16 protein-coding genes and 2 tRNA genes are annotated in these 22,785 nt (G+C 44.6%); 5 read left to right on the top strand and 13 right to left on the bottom strand.

Annotated features, from left to right (window positions below; genetic code table 11):
- Window positions 1-247: 247 nt before the first annotated feature.
- From DVY93_RS09790 to DVY93_RS09755, 8 genes are all read right to left on the bottom strand, one after another.
- Window positions 248-334 (bottom strand) — tRNA-Leu (locus tag DVY93_RS09790).
- A gap of 112 nt (window positions 335-446) precedes the next feature.
- A tRNA-Cys gene (locus tag DVY93_RS09785) sits at window positions 447-520 on the bottom strand.
- A gap of 193 nt (window positions 521-713) precedes the next feature.
- A complete protein-coding gene (locus DVY93_RS09780) occupies window positions 714-848 on the bottom strand; it encodes a putative transporter small subunit (RefSeq protein ID WP_226949554.1) in 135 nt (44 codons plus the stop codon).
- Between the two features lie 81 nt (window positions 849-929).
- The gene (locus tag DVY93_RS09775; RefSeq protein WP_330165968.1) at window positions 930-2,576 is read right to left on the bottom strand and encodes a sodium:solute symporter family protein; all 1,647 of its coding nucleotides are present in this window, start codon (window positions 2,574-2,576) and stop codon (window positions 930-932) included.
- 739 nt (window positions 2,577-3,315) lie between these two features.
- Window positions 3,316-4,362, bottom strand: a complete 1,047-nt coding sequence (locus DVY93_RS09770; RefSeq protein WP_230710560.1) for a formate dehydrogenase accessory sulfurtransferase FdhD — start codon at window positions 4,360-4,362, stop codon at window positions 3,316-3,318.
- 89 nt (window positions 4,363-4,451) lie between these two features.
- A complete protein-coding gene (locus tag DVY93_RS09765; RefSeq protein ID WP_230710558.1) occupies window positions 4,452-6,806 on the bottom strand; it encodes an FdhF/YdeP family oxidoreductase in 2,355 nt (784 codons plus the stop codon).
- Window positions 6,807-7,024: 218 nt separating this feature from the next.
- Window positions 7,025-7,993, bottom strand: a complete 969-nt coding sequence (locus DVY93_RS09760) for a c-type cytochrome (RefSeq protein WP_230710556.1) — start codon at window positions 7,991-7,993, stop codon at window positions 7,025-7,027.
- Complete coding sequence (locus DVY93_RS09755) at window positions 7,993-9,369, bottom strand: cytochrome c (RefSeq protein WP_230710555.1); 1,377 nt, start codon at window positions 9,367-9,369, stop codon at window positions 7,993-7,995. Before DVY93_RS09755 ends, DVY93_RS09760 begins: the two co-directional genes overlap by 1 nt.
- Window positions 9,370-9,611: 242 nt before the next feature.
- Here DVY93_RS09755 and DVY93_RS09750 point away from each other — a divergent pair, with 242 nt between their 5' ends.
- Entirely contained in the window at window positions 9,612-11,720 is a 2,109-nt protein-coding gene (locus DVY93_RS09750; RefSeq protein ID WP_230710553.1) for a PhnD/SsuA/transferrin family substrate-binding protein, read from the top strand.
- A gap of 48 nt (window positions 11,721-11,768) precedes the next feature.
- The gene (locus DVY93_RS09745) at window positions 11,769-12,428 is read left to right on the top strand and encodes a response regulator transcription factor (protein WP_198334143.1); all 660 of its coding nucleotides are present in this window, start codon (window positions 11,769-11,771) and stop codon (window positions 12,426-12,428) included.
- Window positions 12,429-12,541: 113 nt separating this feature from the next.
- On the opposite strand, the gene DVY93_RS09740 is transcribed toward DVY93_RS09745, so the two are convergent.
- The 4 genes from DVY93_RS09740 to DVY93_RS09725 form a co-directional block, all read right to left on the bottom strand.
- Complete coding sequence (locus DVY93_RS09740) at window positions 12,542-13,336, bottom strand: ABC transporter ATP-binding protein (RefSeq protein ID WP_230710551.1); 795 nt, start codon at window positions 13,334-13,336, stop codon at window positions 12,542-12,544.
- A gap of 67 nt (window positions 13,337-13,403) precedes the next feature.
- Window positions 13,404-14,309, bottom strand: coding sequence for an ABC transporter permease (locus DVY93_RS09735; RefSeq protein WP_193006651.1), 906 nt, complete (start codon window positions 14,307-14,309; stop codon window positions 13,404-13,406).
- A 469-nt stretch (window positions 14,310-14,778) separates the two neighbouring features.
- Window positions 14,779-15,816: an ABC transporter substrate-binding protein gene (locus tag DVY93_RS09730; RefSeq protein WP_230710549.1), complete on the bottom strand. Its 1,038-nt coding sequence runs from the start codon at window positions 15,814-15,816 to the stop codon at window positions 14,779-14,781.
- A 126-nt stretch (window positions 15,817-15,942) separates the two neighbouring features.
- A complete protein-coding gene (locus DVY93_RS09725) occupies window positions 15,943-16,995 on the bottom strand; it encodes an ABC transporter substrate-binding protein (RefSeq protein WP_230710548.1) in 1,053 nt (350 codons plus the stop codon).
- Between the two features lie 568 nt (window positions 16,996-17,563).
- Here DVY93_RS09725 and DVY93_RS09720 point away from each other — a divergent pair.
- Window positions 17,564-17,956, top strand: a complete 393-nt coding sequence (locus DVY93_RS09720; RefSeq protein WP_230710546.1) for a hypothetical protein — start codon at window positions 17,564-17,566, stop codon at window positions 17,954-17,956.
- A 149-nt stretch (window positions 17,957-18,105) separates the two neighbouring features.
- Here DVY93_RS09720 and metG read toward each other — a convergent pair whose 3' ends face one another.
- Window positions 18,106-20,202 (bottom strand): methionine--tRNA ligase, encoded by a 2,097-nt coding sequence (gene metG / locus DVY93_RS09715; protein ID WP_230710544.1) that lies wholly within the window; start codon window positions 20,200-20,202, stop codon window positions 18,106-18,108.
- An 830-nt stretch (window positions 20,203-21,032) separates the two neighbouring features.
- Here metG and DVY93_RS09710 point away from each other — a divergent pair.
- On the top strand, window positions 21,033-21,746 hold the full coding sequence (locus DVY93_RS09710) for a CoA transferase subunit A (protein WP_193006656.1): 714 nt from the start codon (window positions 21,033-21,035) through the stop codon (window positions 21,744-21,746).
- 142 nt (window positions 21,747-21,888) lie between these two features.
- Window positions 21,889-22,518, top strand: coding sequence for a CoA transferase subunit B (locus DVY93_RS09705; RefSeq protein WP_198334138.1), 630 nt, complete (start codon window positions 21,889-21,891; stop codon window positions 22,516-22,518).
- Window positions 22,519-22,785 lie beyond the last annotated feature (267 nt).

The following is a 22,785-nucleotide window of genomic DNA, read 5'->3' as shown; positions in this document are numbered from 1 at the left end:
GCTATCTTTTTAACAGCTTCAGCTTTAAATTCGTCACTGTAGGTTCTTAATTTCTTGGTCATGGTAAACTCCGATTAATACGCTTAGTTTACCAAGTTTATCTCTACGGTTTCTTCAGCATAGCTCAATGTACTCAAAGTGCATGGATCAGGATAGATAGAGCAGGACAGTATAGAACGCCAGATACAACAAAGCCCCTGATATCAGGGGCTTTAGCTGTTCTATAAGATAGTATAGGACTATATAATGGTACCCGGAGCCGGACTTGAACCGGCACGCTATTGCTAGCGAGGGATTTTAAATCCCTTGTGTCTACCAATTTCACCACCCGGGCAAAACTTGTATTATCTATATAGTAAACATGTTACTTGCTAGATAAGTGCTGGCTATTATAAGCGGTTATACTAATAATGCAAGCTAAAATTAACGTAAAGTTAATAAATAATTGGAGGCTGGAGTCGGAATCGAACCGGCGTTAACGGAGTTGCAGTCCGCTGCATGACCACTCTGCCATCCAGCCAATCAAGGTGGACTATATTAGCAAAAATATATTAAATTACAAGTCATTTTTTAATTAAAAACAGGTTATTTGCTTACTGGTGTACATTTAACTGTTCTATGTAGGGATTTAAGCGATTAAAAGTCGTTATGGCCTTATCACTAAGCGGTTGCCTAGTGATAAGGAGCTAAAAATAATTCTAAAAAATAGTATTTTAAAGGATATCTTTGTTGTTACGTTTGGCTTTTTTGACATCGCGATAAGTCGCGGTGCAAATCAATACCAGTACCCCAAGGGTAATGGCTGGCCAAATTAAAACATATAAGCCATAGATAAAAACGTTGTCCATGATCTCTCCTTATAGTCTCTCTTGCAGCCAACGTTAGTTATTTCGCATTGCTCAATCGTTCTCTGCATGAGATGACCTGATTTAAGTTTCTGATGTTGGTGCTACGTTAGCCTTTTTGTCGTAATTACCCACACGCTGTTTGATGAGGCCAAAGTCGAAGTGCTCATCACCCATGAGGCTGACAATCACACAGACGATAGTGCTGGCACCGTAAGCTGTCAATGAGGCGAGTAAGACCATATATTGGCGTAGGAAGCCAGTGGCAAAGACTAGCATCAGCACCAGCGTAATAGCAGCTGCGATCATACCAATCTTTCGACCTAAGAAGCCAAAGACCATCAATCCAATAACGACAGCCGCACCAACACTGGCCAAGATCTCAAAGAACAGAGCAGTGAAGCCAGTAATCGGTAGCAACTCAAAGCGGGCAATACAAAAGAGGAGTAGGCCAATGATTACGGCTGAGGTAAAGGCAGTATTGGTCACACGATTCCAAAACACACTGGCAATGACAGGAAAGACAATGGCGCCCCATAGTGCCCCAACGAAAACCAGCATGACGAGAATATCAAGCTTAAAGCTGGCAAAAATCAGGCCAGAAGCAGTGGCGATAATCATCGTACCACGACCGATTAGCATCATGGTTTTTGGTTTAACGCGACCTTTAGCGATATTCTTACCGTATACGTCCGCCATCATAATCGTCGATAGCGCTGATAAATCGGAGTCAGCGGTCGATGATAACGAACCAATCACTAAAATAAAAAACAGAGCGATAAACACAGGATGTAGATAAGTGCTAACCATTTGTGGAATCAAATTATTCATGTTGCCATCGAGTGGTTCAATCCCAATGGTCAAAGCCATCAGTCCAATCATGCCAAGACCAATAACAATGCCTGCGTAACCAACGGTAGCGGTGACAAACGTGGCTTTAATCTTGGTTTTATCAATGGCAAATAAGCGCTGAGTAATGGTTTGATTGCCGATTGCATAAGCCAGTACAGCGACAAAATAGGGCGCTCCCTGCTGAAAAAAGGCTTCAGAAGAAAAGAAGTTTTGCTGTTCTAAAGTCAGATTTGACAGTCCACTAACCATGACTTCAGGACCACCCATAGCAAATAGTACCGCTGGAATAATGATGATCCCAATTGCCATTAATGCGACCAATTGGGCAAAATCGGTAAAGACGGAGGCACGAAACCCTGAGGTTAACGTGTAGCTCAACACACCAATACCCGCGATCATCACCCCTGTTTGGAACGATAACGGTGATAAGACAGACACTAGGGCGCCAGCAGCGGTGAAGTTGACCATCAAGCTAATTAAGCTGCCCATAATGTTAGATATGGCTAAAATTAATTGGCTTGATGAACCATGTCGGGCGTGGATGAGCTCACCTAAAGTGTGGCCATCTGGTGCCAATTCACGAAAGCGCATGCCAAAAGGGTAAATGAACAAAATCATCAGTGCCCCCCAAAAGCCGTAATGTATTGGACCTGACACACCGTATTTGTAGCCAGATGTAGCCGCTGCATAAAACGATGCTGCCCAAATCCAAGTAGCGGTCATGCTGGCGGCACCCATGCCAAAGCCAACACCGTGACCTGCGACCATAAAGCCAGAAGTCGTTTCTTTGTCTTTTTTAATTAATAAAGAGAGTAAATAAGTACCACCATAAAACGCCAACAATAATAAAATAATGGTCAACGATGAAAATTGGAACAATGACTCAGTTTTCAAATTCATACCTCGCAATTGTTTTTGATGAATTAAAATTAATGGGATTGATAAATCCCGAAATTTTAGATAGGTAATACCGCTTATGGAGATAAGCTAATGGGCTGCTAGTAGAAATAACAAGCACAGCTAGCAACATTACTTAACTGTTACGACAAGTAAGCATTGAATTTGAGTATCGTGACGTCGTCATTTGGGATATTTACTAAAAAATATATCAACAAATGAGAGGGGCACATTTCAGTAATCGTTAACTGATGAAGGCACCCTAACGCTATGAGAGACGTACGCTCAAGGGTCGCTGAATGTCATAAGAGGCTCGTTAGATGAGCGTCCATAGCCATATTACGGAAAGCGTCAAGCCACACGGCATGTCCTGAGCTAGATTTAGACAGAATGATCAACGGTACAAGAAACCATGAGAGAGATGTTTACTCTATTTTCTTGGTTGATATACAATCTGCAGTTTTAAGAGTAAACGCAATCTAGTCTGAGTAATCAGGGCCATGAATGCGGCATTACTAAATAAAACTACATATCTGTTAAGTGTATGTAACATTTTCGTGCGGTAAGAGTAACCTATTATGTCTTTAACCTCAAATTTTTCCCGATTTTAACTATTATAAGTTCTGGACAGATACAAGTTCTGGACAGAGGTAGTTGATTGATAAGTTTTAAATCATAGGAGGTGAGAGGGAGAGTGCGAATAAACAATTAGCGCTGCGCCTTAAACATCTAAGTAGCCTGAATAATAAGTTACTCTGTCATTACGTAAGAAACCAGCCACGCCCAATCCATAGCGCTCAGCGACACGTATTGCCGTACTGGTGGGTGCAGACATACCAATTAACCAAGGTATGCGACCGCGAATAGATTTTTGCACCAGTTCAATCGATAAGCGTGAGGTCATGAGGACGCAGTCCACGTCTGTCTTGTGTCGCAGTTGCCAGCCGATCAGTTTATCTAGGGCGTTATGACGCCCTACGTCCTCAAATAGGTGTAATTGCTGATTGTAAATGGTCGCGGCGGCATGCAGCGCGCCTGTTAATTGGTGGGTACGCTGGGTGGCTTCCACTTGTTGTCGTAGATCTAGCAGACAGTCAAGGCTTGGTACGATCTTTTTGGGGAGGGCAGTTGTGGAATTTTGACAGTCTTGCAAGCTGCCTTGTGAGTAGCAACTCAAGTCGGGTAGAGCTTGGGTCAATCCTGTGATACCGCACATACCGCAACCTGTACGTCCTGCCAGCTGACGTTTCTGTGCTTGAATACGTTGGTGACAGCGCTGGTTTAGTACCAGCTCCACTACATAAACGTCATAGTCTTGCAACTGCTGCGTGATTTTCTCAAATTCGGCCGCGTCCCCATCTTTATTATCTGAACCTTGGGTAAACTGTTGGTAACTTGAGGGGTCAGTAAGCGAAGTAACTTCCCAATCTAGTAGCTCATGGCTATGCTGAATCAAGCCTTCACTAAACAAAAACCCTACCGCTAGGTATTCAAGCTGGCTAGGACTTGCCATCAGTACGGCATAGTGTATGCCGTTGATTACAATGGCGACAGCGGCTTCCACCGCCAAACTCGCTGGCTGGTTATCAACACAAACCTGAGCAGCACCGCTTTGGTCAACTCTATCTGATGAATAACAGTGTTTTTGCGATGAATGCGCGCGCACAAGCGGCGTCGTAAATTTATCTGTAGCATTCGATATCTTGTGTGCTAAGAGCTCCTCACTAGCTGGTTTACCTTCTTTCACATCGGCTTTCGCTATTATCATGGTGTGTCATATGATCTGGTCACTGGTGTGGTTTTTTGGTGATTTTTCTTGTTAACACGAGCATTACTTAATCATTTGTCTATCATTTACTAGGTAGGATCAGTTATGCCTTCCTCTGCACTCATCCGTTGCAAAACCACGGTCGTTGATTTGTACGCTGGTATGTGCGAATCTGGTGCATGAGTGTCTAAATCAAATAAATCATTACACTCAGGATAATAAGCGGCCACGGCGTTTGACGCAATATCCATCTCAGTCAATACTAATGGCCCTAAGACACGTGGTTGATCCGTACTGTTTTTATTAGGTTGTCGGGTTACCATCACGTTATCACCTGTCTGCCAGCCTAGGCGGCTTATCTCATCAGGATGCATAAACAAGACGTCACGGCGATTGGTATGGCGATAGCGATCTTTGAACCCAAAGATCATGGTATTAAATTGATCATGGCTACGCACGCTGGTCAACTGCCAAATCTTTTGTTCATTGTCTTGAGCGCCATTCATAGGGATCGTAGTATCTGTCACCGTTCTAAACGAGGAGGTCGCCTCTGCCATTTGTGCTGCGACATAAATAATTGGATATTGGGGTACTTCAAACTGTGCTTTACCACTGCTGGTATTCCATACGCGATGGCGAGCAGGGTGATACAAATGAAAACCGCGTTCAGATGCACGAATACGTTGGTTGAAATCTTCAAAACCGTCAATCGCTTGGGCAATATAATCACGAACGACATCGAAATCCTCACTCATCCTTTGCCAAGGGATGGACGAGTCAGAGCCAAACACATGGGTTGCGATGTCTGCCACAATCTGCGCTTCAGATTTTAAATGCTCACTAACGGGCTTAAGGTTACCTTGAGTGGGTACCACCTGACACATAGAGTCTTCGATGGTCGCAAACTGCTCGCCTTTAGCGGTAATGATGCGCTCTGTACGACCCAAGCAAGGTAAGATAAGATTGTTTGCACCGGGGTATAGCATCGTCTCGTTGAGCTTGGTGCCCACAAAAATATTCAGCTGAGTCTTGGTTAACGCTTGTTGAATCGCGCTGGTATCCGGCGCGGCCACGGCATAATTACCACCCATACCCATAAAGACTTTTAGCTTGCCCATGATCAGTGCTTTTGCTCCTGTCACCACATCATAACCCTGTACTTGCGGCATAGGATGCTCAAAAACACGTTCAAGGCTATCCAGCAGTTTTTGCGCAGGGCGCTCATGGATACCCATGGTGCGATCGCCTTGTACATTAGAGTGTCCACGAACGGGAGATGCGCCTGCGCCATCAATCCCAATCATACCCATCAGTAGTAACAAGTTGGCAATCATACCCACATTGTCGTCACCTTGCACGTGCTGGGTGATACCCATGCCCCATGTGCAAATCGTTGCTGAGCTATCGGCAACCAGCTTAGCAAGGCTTATGATTTCTGCTTGAGAAATGCCGCTACTCAGCTCAATGTCTGACCATGATTGCTCGGTTAGCCACTGTTTTAATGGCTCAAAACCTGAGGTGTGCGTCGTAATAAAATTCGTATTGATTTTATGATTTTCAACCAACCATTTGGCAATACCCGTCAATAGTGCCGCATCGCCGCCGATTTGAACTTGAATAACGTCGTCAACCACATCCGCGCTTTGTCCTGCCGCCATGTGCGTGGGCTTTTGTGGATTTCTAAATTTACTGAGGCCTTGTTCGCGCATTGGGTTGATCGAGAGAATGCGACATCCTTGCTTGTGAGCATGGGCGAGCATTTCCAGCATACGCGGATGATTGGTGGCTGGATTTTGTCCAAACATCAATATGAGCTTGGCCTGTCCAAAATCCTCTAAGGTTACCGTCGCTTTACCAACACCCAATTGTCTACCCAGCATTACTGAGGTTGGCTCGTGACACATGTTCGAGCAATCGGGTAAATTGTTGGTACCAAAGTAGCGGACAAACAACTGATACATAAAGGCAGGCTCATTAGTGACACGTCCTGAGGTATAAAACAGCGCCTCATCTGGGGAGTCAAGCTGTCCTAACTGTTCAGCAATCAGACGATAAGCGCTGACCCAAGGGATGGGAACATAGCGGTCTTGCGTGGCATCATAATATAGTGGCTCTGACAAGCGGCCAATGTGCTCAAGCTCATAACCTGACCAGCCTTGTAGCTCGGTGACGCTATGTCTTGCAAAAAATTTGGCATCCGCTTTACGGGTCATGGTCTCACTGGCAATAACCTTAATGCCGTTTTCACAGACATCAATGGCTTTATGTGACTTATGATCAGGCCAAGCACAGCCTGGGCAGTCAAATCCACCCTGAGGCTGATTGCTTTTGAATACACTCAGACCCCCTCGTAAAAAGGTTTGATAATCCATCAGCTTACGCGTGGAGGAGATCAGCGCAGGCCAACCAGCGGCAGGGTAGGTATAAATAGGAATTTTGCGCATGACAGATCTCGTAGATAAGTGACGATAGCGAGGCTTTGGTAGACAATAACTATATAATGGACAGTGAAAACTTCATACGACCATTAACTATAGATAACAAAAAACCTTCAAGAAGCCATGCTTTCTTGAAGGTTTATCATGTAAATACTCACTCACAAGAGAGCGTAGAATGACGTCTTCTTAAGTGAGGTTTTCATAAATATCATCTTTTTAATATATCAGTAACGTGCGTCTTTAGGTTTTTTACCATTTGGCCAGTCATTGACCTTACCAGCAAAGTCAGGTCGCGGCTGGTGAGTAAAAAAATGCGCCACATCGACGGCATCTTGATCGCTCAGTACATTGCCGTGACCCCATAACCCTTTGGTCTGGATACCCATCGGCATATTGTATTTTACAAAAGCCGCCGCTTTATAAGTACGTGCCATACCCGCACCGATATTAAAGGATTCATCGCCCCATAGTGGCGGGAAGACGATATCGCCGCGACTGTCTTTGAGGCCTTCGCCATTATCGCCATGGCAAGTCGCGCATTGAACCTTATAAATTTGTTCACCGCGCATAGGGTCTGGTATTAATGAGTCATCAACTTTGCCAGCGTTACGAATATCGACCTTTTGTTCCTTAGGCGTGTTTTGCGACAACCATTTCATATAGGCCATCATCGCCAGCATTTCAGGGGACTGGCGATCTAAGGGCTTGCCATTCATTGAGCGTTGAAAGCAACCATTGATCCGTGCTTCTAAATCGACTTCTTTTCCAGAGCGTGGCATGATACGAGGATAGGTGTTATAGCTATTGATATATGGATCGCCAAGCGGAACTTTACCTTGCGAGATGTGACAGCTGTTGCAATTCATTTGCGCGCCCACGTGCTCTGGTAATAGGCGCTTGGTTTCATTTAATAAGCGTTTACCATAAAATATCTCATCAGCGTTTGGCTCATCCAAGATAGCCGTGTCTTGCGGCAGCACATAAGTGCCGATATCTTCGTTGGCATCATCTGCGGTGACTAATCCGTACTCAGGTGCATTTTGCTCGACAGGCTCGGGCTGTGAGCAACCACTACTGATAGCAGCGACACTAACCGCTGAAGCAGTAAGGATAGCGGTGGTTAGGTTGCTCATCTTGATTTTTTGAGAGATAACGCTGGCAATAGTATGCAAGTTGAGTGGAGGTTTTTTCATTATTTTGCTCCTTTTGTTTGCGCATCAATACTTAAGTCTGGGGCGATATCCGTACTGGTTTTTGGTTTTTTAGCGAGGAAAGCCCGCATTTTTACCACGTCATTGACATCGATTTTGGGCGCTTGGTTGGTCCAGCTATTACGGACGTAATTTACCACTTCTGCCACATCTGCATCGCTAAGATTGCTGAATTCAGGCATAGTGAATGCCATACGGTCATGTGGGGTTTCAGGCATACGACCTCCGCTCAAGGTAATCTGTAGTACCGAATCAGCGTTTTTAGAATAGACTGCACTATTACCATCAAGCGCTGGGAAAATACGCGCGACCCCTTTACCATCGACACGGTGACAAACTTGGCAATATTCGGCGTACAAAATTGAACCGCGCGAATCATAGTCGCCATCTAGTAGTTTTTGCGTGGTGATGTCTTTTTTCGTAGGCAGTGTGGCTTCCTTGTTTGGCGCTGGTGTTAACGTTTTTAGATAGGATGACATGGCGTTGATATCGTAGTCCGTCATATATTGGGTGCTATGCTCAACTACTTCAGCCATGGCGCCAAAAGCAGCAGTGGTATCAGTACGTCCGGTCTTAAAGAAATCATTTAGTTCTGCAACTGTCCAAGTACCAAGTCCGCGATGCTCACCGCGTATGCTTTTGGCACGCCAGCCATCGATGATGGCACCGCTCAAATATTTGTTAGAATCTGCATTACTTAGAGCCGTTTCTTGGAAACCGATACCGCGCCCAGTGTGACAAGAGCCGCAGTGCCCGGGACCTTCGATTAAGTATTGACCACGAGTCAATAGGGCGTCGTTTGTCTCAGGAACAAAGTCACGCTTGCGATCAAATAAGACCTGCCAGTATGCCAAGGGCCAGCGCCAGTTTGCTATGGGAGGTAGCTCACTTTTTAGATTGGTTTGCTTGACGGCTTTGACATCGGACATAAAGAAGGCGTACATAGCGGCTAAGTCTTCGTCTGGCATGAGCTGGTAAGATGGGTACGGCATAGCAGGGTACAAGGTTTTATTATCACGGCGTACCCCATGTTTAACGGCGTTTTTAAAGTCGTCGAAACTATAGTTGCCGATGCCGGTTTCTTTGTCTGGCGTGATATTGGTTGAATAAATTGCCCCAAGCGGCGTTAGCATAGGCAGGCCGCCTGCATAAGTCTCGCCATTGAGCGTGGTATGACAAGCGACACAATCAGCGGTGCGTGCGATATATTCACCCTGTTTGATGAGAGCAGGATCAGTGATATTGACCTCGATATCGCTACTGCTAGTACGTATATTTGGCAGTAATTGCCCAATAATAAAGGCAACGGCCAGCCCGATAATGGCTGTTACTATTATAATCAGTGGCCATTTTTTCATAAGCCCGCCCTCCATAAGATATTTTTACCAAGCTTATAATCCATCACCCATATTTCATGAGGAGTGTTAGTCATCCAGATGAAAAACAAATATTTGTGATTTAAGCTTCGCGAATTAAAAGTTACACGACTGTCATCTAGTATAGGGTAGCGGGTAACATTGTGATATTGTGGAAAACCACATTATAAATAAGGTTTTCATTTATAATGCAAGTTTGGGCGGACAAACGGAAAGCGAAATTTATGCATAGAAGGCTTAAAAGCTTGGTGACCTTAAACGCTTTTCGCGTTATTTTTGCAGCGCTTCTTGCTTGGTCAATCTTGTCCAAGGCAAACGCACAAACTTACTATTTAGGTGTGTTGGCACCTCAAGGTGAGACTGCCGCGCAAAATCGCTGGCAGCCATGGCTCGATGAGCTCAATAATCAGTTGTCAGATGACACCGTGATATTGGTACCCTTAGCGCTGGAAAATTGGCAACAGCAAATTGGTGCCCAACAGTTTGCTTTGGTGCTTGGTCCTCAAGTACAGTTTATAAAAATGAATACCACGAGATGGCGCTGGTTGGCTACCCTCCAAGCAGATACTGCCCAATCGGACTTAATTGCTCCCGCGAATGACAATGCTCAAAGTTTTGATGCGCGCAAATATGAGAATCAGCTTTCTACCACTGTCATTCTCGCCAATGAATTTAATAAATTAAATGAGCGTGTATCACTAAAACAGCCTAGTGCGATGGAAGAAGTCGCTAGTGCACTATGGGTTGCCGCTGACAGCGATATTTATCGGCTGCAAGATTTACAGCAACGTAGTGTTGCTGCGGTTGATGCCGATGCATTTGGTGGTTATTTATTAGGAGCGCATTTATTACAGAAAAACGGCCTAGCACCCAATCGTTATCGAGTACAGTTTGTCGGTTATCCGATTGAGAATACTTTGCATACCTTGGCTAGCGGAAAAGTAGACGCTGCAATCGCGCCGCTTTGTTTAATGGAAGAGATGGCGCGGCAGGGTAAAATTAATGAAAGGCAGTACCGGTTGATTCATCCAGTCGCGACAGTATCAAGTTGTCAGTCTTCAACGGGAATATATCCAAATTGGACGTTAGCAGCGACAGAGCAAGCACCTGCCAATTTAATACGGCAAATCAATCAGAGTATTTTTGGTGTAGTACGACCAGTCAATGATAAAAACAGTTTAAGGCAACGCTGGCTACCACCAGAGTCTAGTACTGATGCTGAACGCATACTATATGAGATGAATCAGCATCCAGCGCAAAAGCCGCTTGGAGCACACATCGTAGATTGGATAAAGTCGCATCGATTGTGGATGGGTATGATCATTTTTATTATCGTGATATCGGCGATTAATTATGGCTGGATGAGCTGGCTGGCATGGCGGCAGCGTCAAAAGATACTGAAACAAAATAGTCTGATCCGAGGTTATGAACAGCAGTTGCGTCAAACAGAGCGCTTTGCTGTCATCGGCGAAATGAGTGGCTCAATCGCCCATGAGATTAATCAGCCACTAGCGACCATACAGAATTATGCGCAAGGGCTGTTGATACGTAGTCAGCAAGCAAACTCGCCTAAAAAGGCTGATGATATAGTGCCAAATGATAATGCACTGACAGACAATGCGTTGCAGCAAATCGTTAATGAGACCGAGCGAGTCGCCGCTGTAGTAGCTAATATCCGAAGCTGGGCGGGCCAGTCGCAAGCCAGTGAAGTCAAAGTCGATATCGCAGCAACGTACCAACAATGTATCTTGCTATTGGGTGAGCAAGCAGTAGGTACTCACTTTTGGCTAGCAAGTGATTATCAGCACTTAACTTTGCCAAATTTATTGCTAGATCAGTTACTGATAAATAGCGTAACTAATGCCGCGCAGCAAGGGGCGACCAATGTCCTGCTACGCTGTCAGGCAGAGGAGTATAATGATAAGCAATGGTTGGTATTGCATCTAAGCGATGATGCTGGCGGCTTTGACCAAGCCCAGCTTAAGGCGCGGCACCTACCAGAAATCCTGCCCAGTCAGTACGCTACCCAATCAACGAAAGCAGATGGACTAGGGTTGGGACTAATGATATGTCAGCGATTATGCAAGTCGCTTGGCGGTGTGATGCAGCTGAATAATGTGAACGTAGGTGATGAACTTGATAAAATTCATGCGATAGATGGCAAACATCTGCAGCGTTTCAAACGTATCCTAAATGGTAAAATCCAACTGACGCAGACCAGTACTGCCCACCAGCCTTTAAACTTCATAGGTGCACAAGTATCTTTTTATTTGCCTTTACCTGTAACGGATAGAGATGCTGATAGTGGCATGAGTCACAAGTATCTGAAATGAGGCACCTTGCTTTTTGAGATCCAACTGATATAGCCAATAAGGTAGTGTATGACCTCTGATCAAGTAGCAAGCACACATTCTGACAACGTATCTAATAAAGTACCGGAAATACTCCCTGAGCAGTTAATAATTCATATCATCGATGATGAAGAAAGCGTTCGTACCTCGTGTGACTTTCTAATTAGTAGTTTGGGAATGCCGACTCGAGTATGGTCGAGTGCCACGGTGTTCTTGCAGCAAGTAGATATTCATAGACCCGCAGTGATTGTCAGTGACTTGATGATGCCTGAGATGAGTGGTCAATCCTTACAAGCAAATCTTGACAAGTGCGGTAGCCCTATGGCGCTCATTGCGTTAACCGGTAATGGCGAGATTGCTGATGCAGTCAATATGCTTAAACAAGGGGCAGCCGATTATCTAGAGAAGCCTATCAAGAGCAGCCGCTTACAAGAGGCCATAGCATATGCTCAACAGCTAACTATTAAACGTGCTAAGCGTTACGAGATTCGCCATCTATACATGCAGCTGACTGATAAAGAAAAGCTGGTAGCCAATGAATTGTTAGGGGGTAATCTGAATAAGAATATCGCTGATCATTTAGATATATCAGTCCGCACGGTAGAAGTGCATCGCTCACAAGTCATGAAAAAAATGCAATCACAGCATGTCAGTGAGTTGATTCAAAAATTAGTTATGCTTGAGTCTTAACAGTTAGTAAAAAATTGATGCTTAACCATTTTGCCTGACAATAAAAAACGCCTGTTATTAGACAGGCGTTTTGCACTCTCTGTTTTCATTTTAAGGCAGTGAGTTTACATGAGCTAGCTCAAAATCAAGCTGTCATCTTCAACTTTTTCACCGCGAGTTTGCTCAAACATGTCGAGCAAATCATGCACGGTCATACCGCGACGAGCCTCACCAGCCACGTCTAGTACGACTTGGCCTTGATGTAGCATAACGGTACGCGTGCCATGTGCCAAAGCCTGCTGCATCGAGTGTGTGACCATCATGGTGGTAAGCCCATTGTCCGTGACAATCTTATCGGTTAACTCTAAAACAAAAGCGGCTGTTTTAGGGTCAAGCGCCGCAGTGTGTTCATCAAGCAATAAAATCTTGGAGGGTTGCAATGATGCCATCAGCAAACTAACCGCTTGACGCTGTCCACCGGATAATAATCCCATACGGTCAGTCAGACGATTTTCTAGTCCTAACTTTAGGACAGACAACTTTTCTCGAAATAAGTCACGGTTATTCTGGTTTAGGGCAAAGCTTAAACCACGCTTGCTGCCGCGTTTATAGGCCAGGGCCATGTTTTCTTCGATAGTGAGCGCCTCACACGTGCCCGCCATTGGATCTTGGAACACACGCGCCACCCAATGGGCGCGCTGATGGGCGCTTTTTTTGGTGACATCAATACCATTTAACAAGATTGAGCCACTGTCGACACGCGTGGTACCACTGACCGCATTTAAAAAAGTCGACTTACCAGCACCATTGGTACCGATGACAGTCACAAACTCACCATCCGCAATGTTCAGATCGATACCGCGTAGGGCAGGGTTTTCAATGGGTGTGCCAGGATTAAAGGTCAACCGTAAATCTGTGGCTTGCATCATAATAATTATTCCTTATGTTTGCCTCAAGCTTGGTGAGCACAGTCGCTGTTTACGACGTTGTTGTTCGTTAACGTTGAGATCGTAATTTGCGGCTCAAAATCTCGTTTTTGGCTTTAGGTAATACCAACGCTAATACCACTAGCAAGGCGGTAATCAAGTTCAAATCTTGCGGGCCAAAGCCAATACTGCGTAGCGTATCGCTTGACAGAGCCACCTGAATGAATAGCTTGTATAACACGGCACCCACGACCACGGCAAAGGTAATCAGCCAAATTCGCTTGGCAGGAATAATGGTCTCACCGATGATGACGGCTGCCAGACCAATGACAATCGTACCGATACCGATCGAAATATCAGCGCCGCCTTGAGTCTGGACAAACAGCGCACCCGCTAGCGCAATCAAACCGTTCGAAACAGCCATACCGACGATGGTCATCCATGAGGTATGGATACCTTGTGCCTGTGCCATTCTTAAGTTTGAGCCGGTAGCACGCATGGATAAGCCCGTTTCGGTACTATAAAACCAGTCTAAAAACAACATGGCAAGTAGCACGACCGTACCAATGATAAGACAGCGCATCCAATAGCCGTTGCCATCGGTTACCAAGGTACTAAAGACCGTCGTTTCACCCAGCAATGGCAAGTTTGGCGCACCCATGATGCGTAAGTTGACAGAATACAACGCTACCATCACCAAAATACTGGCAAGGAGTTGCAAAATACCAAGTTTGACGTGTAGCCATGCAGTAACGATACCGGCGACTGCCCCTGCTAGCATACCAAAGGCACATGCCAACCATGGGTTGATACCAGCAATGATAGAAATACCAGCGACTGCGCCGCCTAATGGAAAACTACCATCAGCGGTTAAGTCGGGAAAGTCGAGAGTGCGAAATGAGATCAGCACACCAAGTGCGACTAGGCCATAAATCAGACCACTTTCAAGCGCACCAAAAAAAGCAATTAAGGACATAAGAGATCAGTAAGTCATAACCAAGCGTTTAGTAAATAACTGTCTAGTCATAGCGTAAGTGAGCGGTACCTACCACCGCTGTTTTACCTATGGTTTGTCAGTCAATGTTAGCTAAACGGCTAAGCGGTGAATTTAACAGATTAAGCAATCTGCGGTTAGGGTAAACCAAAACATGTCACGATGAACAACGATCATAAGCCACCTTGGTTCAAAGCTTCGATTCAAAAATTTGTCAATCTAGAAATGCGTCAATACTTTATACTTAGCAAGTGTCTTATCAGAAATGAGCCACCGTAAAGTAGTAAATAACTCTCGCTTAAATAAGAAGCCCAGCCTACTGATTCATAGCTGGGTTTCTTATGTTAAACACTGGGTCTCATAGCGAAAAGCTAAATGACGAATAATGATAAATTGGTCAAAACAGTCGTTTATCGGGTGACTGCTATGATAAGACAACTATAAAAGTGCGTTATTCTACCACTTCTTTTGCTTTATCGATAACCGCTTGTGACAAAGTAATGCCTTGTTCTTTAGCGTGTGTTGGGCTGACATATAAATCGAGATTCTGCGGGGTATAGACAGGGATAGCGCCTGCTTTTTCACCGTTTAAGATACGCACAACGATTTTGCCAGTTTCGCGGCCAAGATCGTAGTAGTTTACTCCCAATGCTGCAATTGCACCACGCTCAACTGAGCTGGTATCTGAGGCAATGAGTGGAATCTTACTTTCTTTAGCAATTTGATATAGCGACTCATAAGCGGAGACCACATTGTTATCGGTCGAGGTGTAGATCATATCGACTTTACCTTCAAGGCTACGTGCTGCCATTGCGATATCATTACTACGCTGCGCAGGTGCCTCATGCACATTGATACCTAGTGGCGTCAGTTTCTCTTTGAGGTTTTGTAAAGTGATGGTTGAGTTTACTTCACCTGGACTATAGACATAACCGACGTTCTTTAAATCTGGAATGATTTGACGCATCAATTCGATTTGTGGCTCATAGGGTAGTGCGTCTGATGCTCCCGTTACATTGGTACCAGAACCATCTAGTTTAGGTACTAGCTTGGCTGCGACTGGATCGGTGACGGCTGAGAATACCAACGGAATACTGCTAGTAGAAGCGGCGACAGACTGGGCCGATGGGGTTGCAATAGCGACGATAACATCGGGTGCATCGGCAACGAATTGTTTGGCAATCTGGCCAGCAGTGGCCGTGTTACCCTGTGCACTTTGGAAGTTAACCTTTAAGTTTTCACCATCTTTAAAGCCGGCCTCATTTAACTCATCGATGACACCTTTGCGTACATCATCAAGCGCTGGATGTTCAACGATAGCGGTGATGGCAACGGTCTTCATATCAGTTGCGGCATCGCCAGTTGCACTATCCGTGGTACTCGCATCTTGTGCTGACTGGTTACAACCTGTCAAGAGGGCGGTACAAACGCCGCCTAACAATAGCGCCTTACTAAAATTGAAACGACCAAAAAGATTTTGATACAACATGGGTCTCACTCCTGAAAACAATAATGTGTCCGTACATTATTTAATAGATGGATAAAAGGTAAAGCGCGCCATATAGATGGCCAAATATTTTGTGTTAGTACTGTTTGTCAGTACTACTTGTTAGAGCTATTTATCCGCACTCTGTGCTTGTTTGTCGACATTGATGGCATTTTTTAACAGGTCATCTGACAAGCTCACCCCTTGTTCAGCCGCGTGTTTTGGGCTTGCGTATAAGGTGAGGGTATTCATCACTTCAGGTTTAATCGTGTTGACCGCCTCGCCACTTAACACCCGATAAACCATTTTGCCTGTGGTACGACCAAAGTCATAATCGTTGACACCAAGTGCAGCAGTGGCACCGCGTCTGACACTAAATTCATCTGAGGCGATGATCGGAATATCAAGCTCGTTTGCGGCACCGGCCATCGCTTCAAATGCTGATACCACATTATTGTCTAACGAGGTATAAATAACATCGGCGCGTCCTGCAAGGCTACGAGTCGCCATAGCAACGTCAGTGGGGCGATTGGCGGTGACGTCTAGTATTTTTAGGCCACGGGCGGGTGCGGCTTTCTTAAGTTGATTGAGCACCACAACCGAGTTGACCTCACCGGGGCTATAGACGTAACCAATGGTCTTGGCATTGGGCGCAATTTTTTGAATGTTGTCTAACTGTGGCTCGATTGGTAATTCACTAGACAAACCTGTCACATTGGATTGGATAGGCACGTCGTTTTCATCGATAAGCTTCGCTGCTACCGGATCTGAGATGGCGGTATAAATAACGGGTACCGTCTTGGTTGATGCGACAACAGACTGCGCAGATGGCGTCGAGATTGCGACGATAGCATCTGGGTTGTCACCGGCAAACTGTTTTGCAATCTGACCCGCTGTCGCTGTGTTGCCTTGGGCGCTTTGGAAATTGACGGTTAGGTTTTGACCTTCAACATAGCCTTTATCAGCCAGCTCATCAATAATGCCGCGACGCATCTCATCTAATGAAGGATGTTCGACGATTTGCGTGATGGCCAATGTTTTGGCAGGCTTATCAATATCGGCAGCTGTATTTTCATCAGTCGTGGCAGCGGTGTCTGTGGTATTTGAACAGCCAATTAATCCAAGGGTGGCGCTGATAGCAGCACCGTATAGGCTCAAGCGTAAGGTAGAAGCAATAGTCATTATCAGGTTAACTCATAGGTTATATCCGTCTCAAAACCAAGCGCACGTTATTACTTGCTCAGCCTAATTATTGTAAGGCTTACGCTCGTTTTCGTTAACGTTGGTTCTTAAGAATGATATTGGAAAGTGCAGATTAGCCGAGTCAATGCTATGTTGATGCCAAGATAGCAGGCTAACAATAAAGTAATCGTTCCATCGATCATTATGGTCATATTATGACAGTAATGTAACTTATCGCAATAAAAAATTAAAGCGTATTCGTCATAGGGTGCATTAAGGTATGTGCTGAGGGTTTTATTGGAGAAGGTTTCACGGGTTTTGATCACAAAAAATTCCGCTTAAGGCGTGTTTATATCTAATAAAACTGTCATTCAAAAGCGTACAAGCCAGCAACGCATTCATTACGTAGCCACTTTATAATGAACATAAACTAATTTTCATAAGAAAGTAACATTAAAAAGTCACGTTAAAGAGAGTCCAAAATTCATCGAATGCTGATTTGATGAATGTTCGATAGACTCTGGTATTTAGCTAATCTTTCATAACCGAATATACTAAGGATGACATCATGAACACTGCTAATTTTAAGTTATTAACCATTGCTGGTATTACGGCCGCCTCGTTGACTGGTTTGCCTGCTATGGCAAAAGACCATCATGGGCATAATGGCAACGGTCATGGAAATGCCAAAAACCAATCCGTTTATGTCGGTAATAACCATAGGGGCAATGCCCATCCGAACATCAACGCTTATCGCAATGCTAGCCCTAACGCCTCATTTAAGCGTGATCTTGATAAATACGGCTATAGAGTAGTCGGCAATCTCGATAGAGATATCTATGATCGGTCAGTCGTTTTAGATCGTTATGATGACCGCTACGTTCGTATTCGTACGCCAGAAAATAACATTGTGACCGTGATTAATGACACGTTGCAGATCATTGATATTTTGAGTAGATAAGGGTAAGGCTTGAGTTTTACTCATTTTATAAATCAAGCACAAAAAAACGGTCTGTTTAGACCGTTTTTTTATGGCGATAGTTTTATTCGTGTCTAGAGTCTACTGAATAATCATCCTATCATGACAGTATTGACCCCAACCTCATAAGGTTAGGCCAACGTATCACCAACCACACAATCATCAGGTAGGGTTACGACCGTTAGTCCTGTTTTTGGATTACCAGTCGATAGTACCATCCCTTCTGAAACACCAAACTTCATTTTGCGCGGCGCAAGATTGGTGACGCAAATGACTTTCTTGTCGACCAGTTGCTCAGGCTCATAAAATTTACGAATACCGCTAAACACATTACGCGGTTTGTCTTCGCCGACATCTAGGGTAAGCTGTAATAGCTTATCAGCGCCTTCGACATGGTTGCATGCTAAAACGTGTGCCACTTTCATCTCAACTTTGGCAAAGTCTTCGATACCAATGTAGTCAGTTTGCTCGGCATCTGCTGCTGGCGATGTGTTTTTTGCGTCTGGTTTGTTGCCTTCGCTAGGTACGGGCGTCTCTGTTTGCGTTAACGAGGCTTTTGAGTCTTCAACCATGGCCGCGACATCTTTTTCTTCGATACGCTGCATCAGTGGTTTGAACTTATTGATTTTATGTCCAAGCAGCCATTCATTACGGCTGGCAAAGCTTAAGTCATCAATGTTTAAGAATGCTTTGGCATTGGCCGTCAGTTCAGGCAGTACAGGTGCAAGATAGACCATCAACTGACGGAAGATGTTAATCGCCACCGAGCAGACGTCTTGGACTTCTTGCTCAGTGCCTTCCTGTTTAGCCAATGACCACGGTTTTTTAGCGTCGATATACTCGTTGGCTTTGTCCGCGCACTGCATGATTAAGCGCATGGCACGTGAGAATTCACGGTTTTCATAAGCGGCAGCAATCTCATCGCCCGTTTTGGTAATATCTTCTAACAGCTCAGACTCTACGCAAACATCCGAGAGCATACCGTCATATTTTTTCACTAAGAAACCAGCACTACGACTGGCGATATTGACCACTTTACCGACCAAATCAGAGTTAACCTTTTGCATGAAGTCTTCTAAATCAAGGTTGATGTCTTCAACTTTGTCAGACAACTTGCTGGCAAAGTAATAACGCAAATATTCAGGATGCAAATGCTCAGCGTAAGTTTCAGCCTTGATAAAAGTGCCGCGTGATTTACTCATTTTTTCGCCGTTGACCATCAAGAAGCCGTGGGCAAAGACACCCGTTGGCGTGCGGAATTCACTACCCGCAAGCATGGCTGGCCAAAATAAAGCGTGGAAATAAACGATATCTTTACCAATGAAGTGATAAACCTCGGTTTTGTGCTCGTTTTCTTGCATCCAATAACGGTCAAAATCAAGCGCTTGCTCTGTCCCTTCGCGCTTATCGCACAGGTTTTTAAAGCTTGCCATGTAGCCAACTGGGGCATCAAGCCACACGTAAAAGTATTTATCTGGCTCATCGCTTGGGGTGTCTGGAATCTGGAAGCCAAAGTAGGGCGCATCGCGTGAGATATCCCAGCTGGCAAGTCCAGCATCAAACCACTCTTGTAGTTTGTTGGCGACCGACACTTGCAAGCGATTGTCACTGCGCGTCCAATCTTTTAAGAATTGCTCAAACTCTGGCAAGTCAAAGAAATAATGCTTAGAGGTTTTGAGGACAGGTGTGGCATCAGATAACGTTGAATGTGGGTCTTTTAGATCTGTTGCATCATAAGTGGTACCGCAAACTTCGCAATTATCACCGTACTGGTCTGGCGATTCACATTCAGGGCAAGTGCCTTTGACAAAACGGTCGGCCAAAAATAACTGCTTTTCAGGGTCAAAAAGCTGCTCGACGTCTTTTGTACTAATGTGCCCTGCATTATTTAGACGACGATAAATCATTTCAGAGAATTGTTTGTTTTCTTCTGAGTGAGTGGTGTGATAGTTATCAAAGTTAATCAAAAACTTCGAAAAATCTGCTTCGTGAGAGGCTTTCACTGAGGCAATTTGCGCCTCTGGCGTCACGCCATTGGCTTCTGCTTTGAGCATGATTGCCGTACCGTGTGCATCATCCGCGCAGACATAAGTGACCTGATGACCTTGCGCTTTCATCGCGCGTACCCAAATGTCTGTCTGAATGTATTCTACAAGATGCCCCAAATGGATATAGCCATTGGCGTAGGGCAGCGCACTGGTTACTAGAATCTCACGCACTTTTATCACCTATATTTTTATATAAACGGGTTGGTTATCTAACGTCTCAAGCGATTTATAGCCAGCAAACGCGATATTATCAATATTAAAAACTTCTAAAAATAATAAAAATTTAAAAAGTGTGCCTATGATACCGTAATTCGACTAAATTTGTGATATTCCTTAGTAATTACTTCTCGTTTGTCAGGCATCTTTTCACCATAAACAATAGGCCTGCACCACATTTGATGGTGGTAGATCAGACATAAAAAACCCACCAAGCTACTCGCTCAGTGGGACCTTTATTTGCTTAGGCCGCTTCGATAATGAAAAACGAATGATAATTTCAATAGGCCTTAGAATGAACCAAACATCGTCCCTAAGATAATAACGGCGACCACAGCGATCAGGGGGATCACCATCGTGACCATTGCTAAGTTTAAGTACGACTGCTTATGCGTTAACGCGAGAACCCTCCTTGGCAAACTAAAGCAGCGAGTAATTAGGGCATATGGTCATACGTCAATGCAGCAGAACGGTTGAATGTGTTTTGTTAAGTATAAACTGAGGTAGATCCTGACTTCACATGTGCTGTATCACTGCGCTGGCTCGTGTGTTCTTAATGTTATTCTCTAGTCGCTGCTAGAATAATATGCTAAGTTAGCATAAGTATCTTATATATGATATATCGATAGGTAGTGTATTGGTATAATGTCTAAAAACCATGTGTTAGTGGGTAATGTAGCAGTCAGCAATAACTTAGACAGCTAATAGTAGCTAGTATCAGCGTCTTAAAAAAGTAAAGATCAATGATGATTAATAAACTTGAATAAAAAAAATAGACTTGCAAGGAGATAAGCATGAGTCGCTCAAAAGTATATAACAGCGCGGAAGCGGCGTTAAAAGATGTCGTTAGTGATGGCCTAACGCTCGCTATTGGCGGTTTTGGTCTGTGCGGTATTCCAGAAGCACTGATCGAAGCGCTGCGTGATAGTGGGGTTAAGGGCTTGACCTGTATCAGTAACAACGCGGGTGTCGATGGGTTCGGTTTAGGATTATTACTACAAACGCGCCAAATCAAAAAAATGATCTCCTCTTATGTGGGGGAGAACAAGGAGTTTGAGCGTCAATACTTGGCAGGCGAGCTAGACGTTGAGCTGACACCGCAAGGCACCTTGGCCGAAAAACTTCGTTCAGGCGGTGCTGGTATTCCAGCGTTTTATACCGCAACTGGCGTGGGCACCCTCGTCGCTGAAGGCAAAGAGACACGTGATTTTGATGGTCGCACTTATGTGCTTGAGCATTCATTGCGTGCGGATGTGGCACTTATTAAAGCGCAAAAGGCCGATAAAGCCGGTAATTTGATGTTCAATAAAACCGCGCGTAACTTCAATCCAGACTGCGCGATGTCTGGCAAAATCACCATCGTTGAAGTAGAGGAAATCGTAGAGACGGGCACCCTTGATCCTGATGAGGTGCATCTGCCCGGTATTTTTGTACAACGTATTGTGTTAAACAGCAACCCTGAAAAACGCATCGAAAAAACCACCACTAAAACGGTAGAAGGTGCTTAAATCAGAGCGTTGTAGAAGCTTAAGTGTATTTAAAATTAACGGTCAGTTTTTGGATGGATGATAATTTAGATAGCTAATTGTTTAAATAACTGACTATGTAAGTGAATAAAAATAGAATATCGTAAAAAATAAGGAAATCAACATGGCATGGACAAGAGAACAAATGGCACAGCGTGCCGCAAAAGAGCTACAAGACGGCTATTATGTCAATTTAGGGATTGGTCTACCAACGCTTGTGGCCAATTATATTCCTGAAGGCGTGGATGTTTGGTTACAGTCAGAGAACGGCTTGCTAGGTATTGGCGAGTTTCCAACCGCAGAAAACGTCGATGCTGACTTGATTAATGCAGGTAAACAAACCGTAACAGCAGAGGCGGGTGCCAGTTATTTTAGTAGCTCAGAATCGTTTGCGATGATTCGCGGTGGACATGTCAACCTTGCGATACTAGGCGCAATGGAAGTCTCAGAAAACGGCGATCTTGCCAATTGGATGATTCCGAAAAAAATGGTCAAAGGCATGGGCGGTGCTATGGATTTGGTCGCTGGCGTACAGCGCGTCATTGTACTGATGGAGCAAGTCAATAAACACGGTGACCCAAAAATCCTTGCCAATTGTGAGCTGCCATTGACAGGTAAAGGGGTGGTCGATCGTATTATCACTGAGCTTGCGGTATTAGATGTGACGGATAATGGGTTGACGTTGGTTGAGCTGGCGGATGGCGTTAGTTTTGATGAGCTGCAAGATAAAACACCAGTCAGCATTGCTCGCTAATTTTTATACGCCCAAAATCTTAATCATTTTATACAGTAGCCGCACTATTTTAGTGGCTTATTTATCGACTGGCTCCACTATTTTTTAAATGATTAAACCCTCACTTTAGATCACGGTTAAGGAACGTACATGGCGACCCAATTACAACAGGATTTGTCAGGAAAATTGGCCTTATTTTTAGCCGCGTTCCCAAGTAATGTCTTTACCGGCCAGTCTATCGTTGCCAGTCATGGTTGGTTTATGAATTAAAAGGTGATCACTAAGCGG

This window comes from Psychrobacter sp. CCUG 69069, assembly GCF_021023115.1.
Taxonomy (GTDB): domain Bacteria; phylum Pseudomonadota; class Gammaproteobacteria; order Pseudomonadales; family Moraxellaceae; genus Psychrobacter; species Psychrobacter namhaensis.
Note: the sequence above shows the minus strand (reverse complement) of the source record. Positions and strands in the feature narration are given on the sequence as shown.